This window comes from Halomonas koreensis (genome assembly GCF_031451675.1).
Classification (GTDB): domain Bacteria; phylum Pseudomonadota; class Gammaproteobacteria; order Pseudomonadales; family Halomonadaceae; genus Halomonas; species Halomonas koreensis.
On the sequence record NZ_JARWAK010000029.1, the window covers coordinates 1 to 8,843 of the forward strand.

General features: G+C 57.4%; 10 protein-coding genes. All 10 read right to left on the bottom strand.

What is annotated here, in order from left to right:
• On the bottom strand, nt 1–883 hold an 883-nt coding region (locus QC818_RS18190; RefSeq protein WP_309654287.1), incomplete at its 3' end, for a hypothetical protein.
• 147 nt (nt 884–1,030) lie between these two features.
• Nucleotides 1,031–2,140 carry a hypothetical protein gene (locus tag QC818_RS18195; protein WP_309654288.1) on the bottom strand — a complete coding sequence of 370 codons (1,110 nt, stop codon included), beginning with the start codon at nt 2,138–2,140 and terminating at the stop codon, nt 1,031–1,033.
• Nucleotides 2,137–2,379: a hypothetical protein gene (locus QC818_RS18200; protein WP_309654289.1), complete on the bottom strand. Its 243-nt coding sequence runs from the start codon at nt 2,377–2,379 to the stop codon at nt 2,137–2,139. The genes QC818_RS18195 and QC818_RS18200 overlap by 4 nt, the downstream gene beginning before the upstream one ends.
• 44 nt (nt 2,380–2,423) lie before the next feature.
• Nucleotides 2,424–3,146: a hypothetical protein gene (locus QC818_RS18205; protein WP_309654290.1), complete on the bottom strand. Its 723-nt coding sequence runs from the start codon at nt 3,144–3,146 to the stop codon at nt 2,424–2,426.
• Between the two features lie 220 nt (nt 3,147–3,366).
• Nucleotides 3,367–4,044 (bottom strand): hypothetical protein, encoded by a 678-nt coding sequence (locus QC818_RS18210; RefSeq protein ID WP_309654291.1) that lies wholly within the window; start codon nt 4,042–4,044, stop codon nt 3,367–3,369.
• A 137-nt stretch (nt 4,045–4,181) separates the two neighbouring features.
• Nucleotides 4,182–5,735 carry a hypothetical protein gene (locus QC818_RS18215; RefSeq protein ID WP_309654292.1) on the bottom strand — a complete coding sequence of 518 codons (1,554 nt, stop codon included), beginning with the start codon at nt 5,733–5,735 and terminating at the stop codon, nt 4,182–4,184.
• Nucleotides 5,736–5,816: 81 nt separating this feature from the next.
• Entirely contained in the window at nt 5,817–6,206 is a 390-nt protein-coding gene (locus QC818_RS18220; protein ID WP_309654293.1) for a hypothetical protein, read from the bottom strand.
• Nucleotides 6,203–7,429: a LysM peptidoglycan-binding domain-containing protein gene (locus tag QC818_RS18225; protein WP_309654294.1), complete on the bottom strand. Its 1,227-nt coding sequence runs from the start codon at nt 7,427–7,429 to the stop codon at nt 6,203–6,205. Before QC818_RS18225 ends, QC818_RS18220 begins: the two co-directional genes overlap by 4 nt.
• Nucleotides 7,429–8,283, bottom strand: coding sequence for a DUF4123 domain-containing protein (locus tag QC818_RS18230; protein WP_309654295.1), 855 nt, complete (start codon nt 8,281–8,283; stop codon nt 7,429–7,431). Before QC818_RS18230 ends, QC818_RS18225 begins: the two co-directional genes overlap by 1 nt.
• A 16-nt stretch (nt 8,284–8,299) precedes the next feature.
• Nucleotides 8,300–8,843: bacteriophage T4 gp5 trimerisation domain-containing protein (locus QC818_RS18235; RefSeq protein WP_445351951.1), on the bottom strand; the 544-nt coding region annotated here is incomplete at its 5' end.

Sequence of the window (8,843 nt, forward strand, 5' to 3'; positions counted from 1 at the left end):
GCGCTTCACTGGGCTGGGCCCACTGCTCTCTGGGGAGCGGCTGCGACCATTCCTCGAGGCTCGCCGGCAGGGTCTTGCGCTCGGCCTTCTGGATGGCGCGGATCTCCCACTCGGCGAGGTGAAAGGGAAGCGTCCACAGGACGAGGATGTGCCACAGGTACCACATGGATACCTTGAACAGGCCGATCTCGCCGTCGCGATGGCGGCGATGCAGCCGGCGGCGGGCGTTGTGGAAGGTATGCACGCCCTCATAGGGCGGATCGCCGGGGCGCTGCAGGCCGTTCGGATCCTGAATCTCCTCGCGGGTATGCACCTCGTATTCCATATAGGCGCGCACCGACTCCCAGAGCCCCATCGCCAACGGCAGGCCGGGCTGCGGCAGTTCCAGGAAATGCTGCTGCCCCGTCTCGGGGTCGATGAAACCGAGCCCCAGGCCATACTGGCGCTGCACGCCGTACTGGGTCGCGCCCTGTGCCTGAGTCACCCAGGCCGCTACGCTCTCCCAGGGCACGATGATCGGCGGCTTGCCCCCGCCCGGTGCAAAGGCCACCTCGCGGCGCTGGCGATGGAAGCGGGTGGGCACGTCGTTGCGGAACTTGAAGTGGTATTGGGCTTTGATAAACAGGGCCAAGGCAAGAGATAGCCCCCCCCCCCACAGCCCCATCCCAAGAGCAATGTCGAAGAAAGCCATAAACTCACTGGCAAAAGAGAATTCTTCTCCAAATGTCATCATCGCTAGAATAAGTGGCATTAACAACGCCAACATCAAGAAACTTGTAAAAGGACCTCCTAGAGTAAGTTGCCAAGTAAAAGGCGTTGGTAGGCTTCCTCCGAAGTCTAGATAGGCATCGTTGACCCCACCGATGGCCTGGTTGAAATCCACGGGCGCCGCCCCCGTGGGCAAGGGACCAGGCGACAGGTAGCTGACCTTGCCGCCTGGAAATGACTCGATATCTCCGGCCCGGTGGGGCTGGGCCATATCGGGCCGCGGCGTCTGGGCTTTATTGGCTGTCATGATACCGCATACTTTTCACCCGACATTGGCCGAAAAGGGTACGCTGCGATAGGCCGCTTTCGGCACCTCGCCGGCGTTTGACTGCCCGAAGCGCTCCTCCACCGGGCCCAGATCGAGGAAGGTCTCGCCGCGCTCGTAGGCGGCTGTCACCTGGCGGCTCAGCTCGGTGAGTCCGGCCGAGGGCTGGGCCCACTCGGCTTCGGGAAGCGGCCGGGACCACTCCTGCACCCAGCCCTTGGGAATGGCCTTGGGCAGCACATGATTGACCCGATACTCGGTGTACCAGCTGGCGAAGTAGGCGAGCTCCATCCAGCGGCCCAGGCGGTAACGCCAGAACGGCTTGCCCTCCCGCTCGTGGCGCCGCCTTTGCCGCGCCATCTCGTCCTTGTACCAGGCCACGCTGTAATCGTCGGCGCGCTCAGGCACCGCTTCGGCGCCCTCCTCCATGTAGCGGCGGATCAACTCCCACTGCATCATCGCCATCTGCAGGCTGGTCACGCTGACCTCGATGCCCGCCCCAGCCAGGCTATAGCCCGGCCGCTCGGGGTCCGGCGGCAGGATATGCAGCTGCCAACCGATACCCGCCGGGCCGCCGACGGTCACCGCCATATTGCGCGTGGCCACCGCCACCACATCTTCCCAGGGCACGAAGACGGTCTCCTTGCGCCAGCCGGCCAGGCGACGGACCCCTCGATACAACGCCACATAGCCAATAGCCAAGGCGGGAGAGATAACCAGATGGGTGATCGCCATCCAGACAATACCCGTTGTCCCCAGCAATTCTTCTTCCCCTCCCAAGAAGCCAAGGCTGAACACAACGAAGCCTCCACTTATGGAAAAAAGCGCAAACCAGAAGCCATACATCAAGTGAGCGCTGGGGGACGGCAAGAAGACCCTCCGTCCTGGATGTTCCACCACGAAAGCCACTTCTCGGCGCTGGCGATGGAAACGCACCGGCGCGGTGCCACGAATCCAGAGATCGGGGATGACGAGTAAGGCCATAAAAAACAGAAATGCTCCGTAGGCGCCCCCCCCCCATATCCCCCAGGCTTCCAACCAGCTTGAAGCACCTGTAACAGCACCGAAAGCGACAAAGAGGAACACCCCTACAAAGGCAAGCATCATCCAGACTGCCGCCCCCCCCAGGCCAGCATGCCGTTACGGCTGACATTATGCAGCAGATCCAGTGTCGCCGCGTCGCGACGATAGACCAATCGCCCCACGTCCGCTCCGGCCCCCGCCGTGGGCCCCAAGGGAATCGGCCTCGGGCTTAGTGCATAAAGCTCATTGGCACCGCGCGTCAGATGCTCGCCGACGCGAAGCGCCATGGCGGCGGCGTCCTGTTCCTTGGCTTGGGTCGTCATGGTCCTTCCTGTATTCGTGGCAAGCATTGTCGAGGCGAACTCTATCAGGCCGTCCAGGGCGCAAGCGGCATGGCCTGCCAGGCGCTGGCCTCGCGACCTTCCAAAGGCTCGACGGGTCTCCAGTCTTCCCTGGGCGATACGGCATCCAGGCGGCTGAAGACTTGGAAAGCCGCAGTGGCCGTCGGCGACGATGCCCCCTGGGAGGTGATACGCACCACCAGTACCAGGGTATGCCAGTCACCAACACGCTCGGGGTCCAGGGCATAATCCAACCGGCAGTTGCCCTCTTCCTGGGTCAGACCGGCGTGGGCCATCAGATCCTCGTGAAGCTCCTGCTGGCTACCGCGCGTTACGCCCCAGAGGCCCACCTGGAGGTTGTCTGCATTGGGGGGCTCCACTCCCGGCAGGTTGAGACGCAGGTTCAGGGAGCTTGCCGGTGGTTCCGGCCCCACCGGCATGGCGCTGATACGCGGCGGCTGTTCGCCGCGTCGCCAGAGCACCGGCTGGCCATGCACCTCGGCGAGATGCTGGTGGTGCGCCTCGAGATCCCAGCCCTCCGGCTCGTCTCCCCAAACGCTGTTCTGGCACCACTGCTGCAGCGGCGAGAGGGAATAGTACTCATAAAGCAGCTCTCCCACGACGATCAGGACCACGCCGACGAAGGCGACCCAGTTAAGTGGTACGGCCAGGCATAACAGGCGTAAACGCAACAATACAGCAGACGTGCCCCGAATTTTCCCCATCAGCCCAGCAATGCCAATCGGCAAGGTACCACCAGCAATGGCCACATCACCCGCCAGTGAACCATCAGGGACAGGTACAGATTATAGCCAGGTCAGATAGACAAACTTAAAAGGGCAGAAGAGTCGCCACTGCCAGACACGCTACCGCCGGGGCAGACGACAGAGCGCCTTCCCTGGCGAGAATATGTGGCACGGCATCCTTGCCGCGATAACGCTAATGACCTGAGGTTGTATAGGGATGCGTCTAGATCGCCATGCCTCCCTCGAAAACCTCTAGCTTCTTTTCCACATAAGGGGCTTCTTTCACCTTGCTTCTTATAAAGGAAACGCGTTCATCCTCTTCACCCTTTTTACAGTACAAGGTGCGATAACCGTTCTGCGTAGTGCCTTCACTCGTATAAAAGGTAAACCTAAGCCCAATGAGTCGACGCTTTCTCCATAGCGCCACCTCCTCCACATCATCCCAAGAAGCACTAAAATGCTCTTCACCCCTCACAAGTTTCTGGTAGCTACTGGAGTTCCCCATCGCCAAGGCCATCAGGCCAAACCCCGCTGGCCCCACCGCCCCAAGAAGGAAATAGGGATTAAAAAAGGAGGTGACCAGAACGGCGACACCAGAGATAATGGCCGACCACTTCATCACCGGCTTAACCGAATCTATCTGCGGCTTCCATGAAATTTTTTCATATCCTCTCTCCGTCAAGCGGTATGCGATTATAGAGGTTTGGTGGGTCATACTCATGCTGACCGGGATAAGAAGGAAAAATAAAACACAAAACCCTTTTGTCAACATATCAAAAACAAACTCCCTCCCCCAAAACAATACAATGTAAAAAAAAGAAACCATAAAGCACACATGGAAAACAAAAACCATGTTAGCCACAAAGGTATTATAGTCCCTCACCCTGATCTGCCAGCTCATGACCTCGTCTTCGTCTACACGCTCCCAAGGTAGTTCGGGAACATAATTCCTCTTTGGCTGGATAAACCACATATATTCGCACCTTGATATCAAAACAGGCAAAAATACCACCTGACGATTCGGCAGACTTCACCGAGTCAGCTTGGCACCATTAGATCAATAGAATTAATTATCGCCTGGCAGGCTGAAGAGTTTCCTACAGGCTCCAGATTGAAACCACCGTCATCTGCTTTAGGCTTATGGAAGACGAAGTCAGCACTATGAGGTGAGCTCAATAGCGTCGCCGGATAATCGACCAACAGTGCAAAAGGCGCATCCGGGGCTTGGACCTCGGCCGGTAACCAGGCTTGCCAGACGCGGGACTCCTGTGACTCATAGTCTTCCGAGGCAGGAAGTTCGCCGGATGACTGATCGGCACGTTCTGCAAAACTCGACGCCGGCGCCCAGAACCCCCGGCTCGCGTTACGAGACAGCTTGAGCGTTTCCCCCGCCAGCATCGAGGGCAGCGCAATCTTTAGCCAATACCCTCGATGGACCTGAACCGGTGCCCGCCCCTTATAGCCAAGCGTGGTCACCGGCTCCAGGCGAGCCGATGGCTGATAAAGCGTTTCCAGGAGGGCCCGCCACTCGGCCGCCTGCCCCTCATCGTCATCGCTCCACTTGGAAGACTCGTCAGCTTCTCCCCACCCGCTACGATAGAGCCATAGGCGGATGCCCTCGCGGTGATAGTGGCCCGCGAAGAACGAGGCAAAAAGGTACACCATACCGGCAATGGCCAAGACCCATGCGGTCCAAGGTGCCAAGATCCACGCAAAGGTCACGAAGTACCCTGCAATAGCGCCGCCAAGCTGGAAACCGGCAACCAAAGCCATTACGGAAGTAGCACTACCTTTTGCGAATAATGCCACACGCTCTTCGGTGCTGGTTGCAGAACCAAACTGATCAATAATCTGCAACGTCTCTATGCCCGCTCCTATCGCCCCAAAGACCGCCATGCCCGCCACACGGGTGGTCAGTTTGGCTGCCGTGCGGGCGAAGGCCACATTCTGCGCAACCCCACGCCATTGACGAACTCCAGCTCTGGCTACCGCCCTGGGCTTACCAAATATTTCAGCCGTTTGTGATAATGCATGCTTATTCCAGTACGGCATCACCCATAGCGCGATCACCGCACTGGTCGTATATCCCATCCCACTGATAAGAGATTGCCGGGCGTTGCCGTCCATGCCTTCACGCTCGATGCTCATGAGGGTTGCGCCGACGTTCAGCAGGTTGAGCCCGGCGATCAGCAGCGGCAAGCCGCCGCCGTAGCGATTCATCCAGCCCCGCATGCGGGCCTGGGCAGCGGCGGCCCCCTGCTCGAGCTTGAGGCGGTTCTGCTCGCGCAGCTCATCGTAGCCCAGGGTCTCGGCTGGCCCACCGGAACTTCCTGCCTGACGGGCGACGATGCGTTTGGGCTCGCGGGTCATCAGCTCATCGAGCGCTCGCTGCTGACCGTTGAGATCCTGCAACTGGGCGGCTCGATCATGCGGCGCGGCCGGGCGCGCCAGCGCCCCACGCAGTCCACGAAGTCGACTCTGGCGGCGCACGACCTCACGCCGCCAGCGACGGTGGCGGGCCTCGAAGTCGTCATCGCGGACCAGTTGAGTGCTCTTGGTGGCATTGTCGGGATGCACGAAGGCCGCCTGCATGGTCTGAGAGAGTCCCTGGGCGAGACACTCGGCACTCACTGTGGTGCTCACCTCCGCCGCCGGCAGCAACTTATCCCAACCCTATAAGAACCAATCTTTCATCTTAAGAAAAACGCCGCCGACCAGCAAAAAAGAAATAGCTGGTATATAAGTATACATCGGAAAAGCCACTAGAAGCTTTATCCGTTTCGGCAATACCTCGACATCAATTTCCTCAAGAGCGCGCGGGAATTTTTTTTTCACGAACCGTGAGCCAGGAAAAAGCAAGAAAACCCCATAAGCCATTCCTCTTCCCATCCCCCATGGCCACACACCTTTATACCCTCTATTTGGAAAGTCAGGACTATCAAAATAGCCATCTATCTCTTCCAAATAAACAAATAAAATAACCCACCACACCACAAGCGACAACAGGCTTATAATCCCAATTGATAATATAAACACACCCAGTACAAGCTCAAGATCAATCATTGTGACGCCCCATATATAGCCTCACCTACCCACTCACCACCTTGCTTCATCGCCTCACCGCCTATCTCCCCCCCTACATAGCCCCCAGCACCTACCAGTACAACACCACAAGCAAGCGTCGCTAGCCCCCCCGTCGGCACCCCTAGCGCTAAACAAATTCCGCCGGCCACAGCACCAGCTGCGGCACCTCCAGCTGCCCCTCCTGCTATTCCCCCTCCAAATCCCGCCCATTCTCTCACTCGGGCAATCTGGCATTCTTCTTCGCGCCCTGAAGCACAGGCTTCGCGTATACTCACGTGGGTGGAAACGGCACTTAACCCAAGACCTACATATCCAGCTCTCCCAAGCCACTTGCTCGCGTTGGCAATATTTCCATAATTATCCGCATAGCCTGGTATGCCTGAGGCGCTCGATCCTGCTTGACGCCAGTGATGGACTGTACTTTTTGTAGAGAGCCCTAATGCATGGCGAAGATCTGGATGCTCTGGAATTCCCAGGCCCATTCGGGTCACCCGGTCGAGCATAGCATCCAACTCTTCAAAAAGCACTCGGCGCCTGGCGTAGAACTCTTCCCCTCCAATCTTCCCTGTCCGCTCATAGACACGTTGATATAGGGCCTCTATCTCTCTTAATTTTGATTCGACTAGCTGGGCATGCTGGTTCATGCCTGATGCCGTATTACCGATGGCTGCCCCAGCACCTCCTGTAGCGGCCCCTAAGAGATCATAATAATCAACTGTTCTCTGAGCTTCCTCGTAAGTCAACTCAGCATTTATTTCATTCACCTCTTGTGCAATCTGCATCAACAGGTTCTCTTCTTCCGTACACTGCATGCTCCGGGGGTCACTCAGTACAACGACTTGACCTGGGCTAACACCATCCATCAGCGCTGGGTTCAGCCTCTCCAGCATGGCATCGACTTCACTGCCAGCTTGACCAGCAAATAGATGATCCTTGAGCTCCTCCATCGTCTGGGGGCTTTTGACAATATGAAACCCAGGCTCCACTTCGTCGACGTCGGCGCATGGGCTATCGCCCATGATATCGTCCGGGCAGCGATTGTCCCGGACCTCACTGGTTTCCGGGAGATCCAGCACGTCACCGGCTTGGAGGCGATTAGGATTATTTAGGGCTGGATTCCTCTCCATGATGGAAGAGATTGACACCCCTTTCTCACTGGCAATACCCGCTAAGGACTGCCCATGCTTTACAGTATATTCCATTATGGTTCCCCGTTTTCTTGAACCCCATGCAGCATCGCCTCAACTTTATCGAGTCGTCTTACGGGTGGACAGCTGCCATCACCTATCACTTCACGGCATTCCGTCGATTCAAGTGCATGAGGGTGCTTCAAAAACATCCATATAAACCGCTCTAAGTCCGCGGTCTTTTTATAGCCTGCGTTTTTTGCTATTTCGAAAAGCCTGGATATCTCGGATTCCCATGACGCTCCTTCTGGGGGGGCACTCATCCTGTCATGCGCTTCACTAGCAACTCTCTGGACAAAGCGCTCATTCATTATCTTCTTCCAGCAGGCTTGATAAGCATCAGTTATACTTAGCCAGCCATCCTCTTTTTCTTGAACAGCATAAGCCGGGGCATTTCCCCGATACACCACCCACTCATTTCCCGAATACGCACCCCATTGCGTAATGGGACCAGAAAAGGCTTTCAGGTCATTTAGCTCAAAGACCTCCATTACCAATGACAGCCACTCCGGGGAATAAAAGCGCCAATAGGCCATTTGACCTGAAGGAAGAGTTACACTTATCAGGCTTTGCAAATGCTTTAACACATCAGAAAATGTGGCCTGACTGGTGAAAACAATACCATTATCGCGCCATGCCTCCGATAGACTCCATACCTTACTTTCATTTCCCGGAGCATATAGGCATGGACTAGCTTCAGAGGCCTCTTCATGACGCGTCCCATAATAGACAGGACATATCTGTGGTGATCCCTCGTACTCATAGGCTTTTTGCATGGCTGGAAACAGCGCACCATCAAATAGAACGAATACCGATTCTTGATCCGACCTTTCTTCAGTCAGCTTCTTCAAGGTAGACGAAACATCCATGTGTCGAACCCCTCCCCTATTTGCACGGGCACGAAGCCAGCGGGCAGCTACCATCAGTTTGCTGATGACACTGAGGACTAAGCAGCAACCCTGCTGAAGCAACTTGTCTTAAGCGTTCAGGCTTGCTAGGAAATACTGGCCCCATGGTGACATCCTCATGCGTCTCCTCCGTCGCCTCCCCCGGCAGGATCGGCGCCTGAGCGCTCTGCCCGGTGCCGCTGCCGGGGCTGCCACCGGAGTTGATCTTCACGCTGGGGCCGACGATGGTCACCCCGCTGGGGTCGAGCTTCACGAAGCTGCCGCCGGCCTTGAGGGTGATCTCGGCGCCGGCCTCGATGACCACCTTCATGCCGGCCTTGTGGTGCACCTCGCTGCCGGCCTCGACGAGCTGGGCGCGGCCGATCTTCTCGTGGCGGGTCTGGCCCACGCTGAGGTGGTCGTCGCCGTCGATCCGGGTGCGCCGCTCGCCGTGCACGGTGAGGTGGTCGTCGCGGTCGAGCTCTTCGATGCGATCGCGCTTCACCTTGAGGTGGCTGTCGCGGCGGATCTCCTCGGTGCGG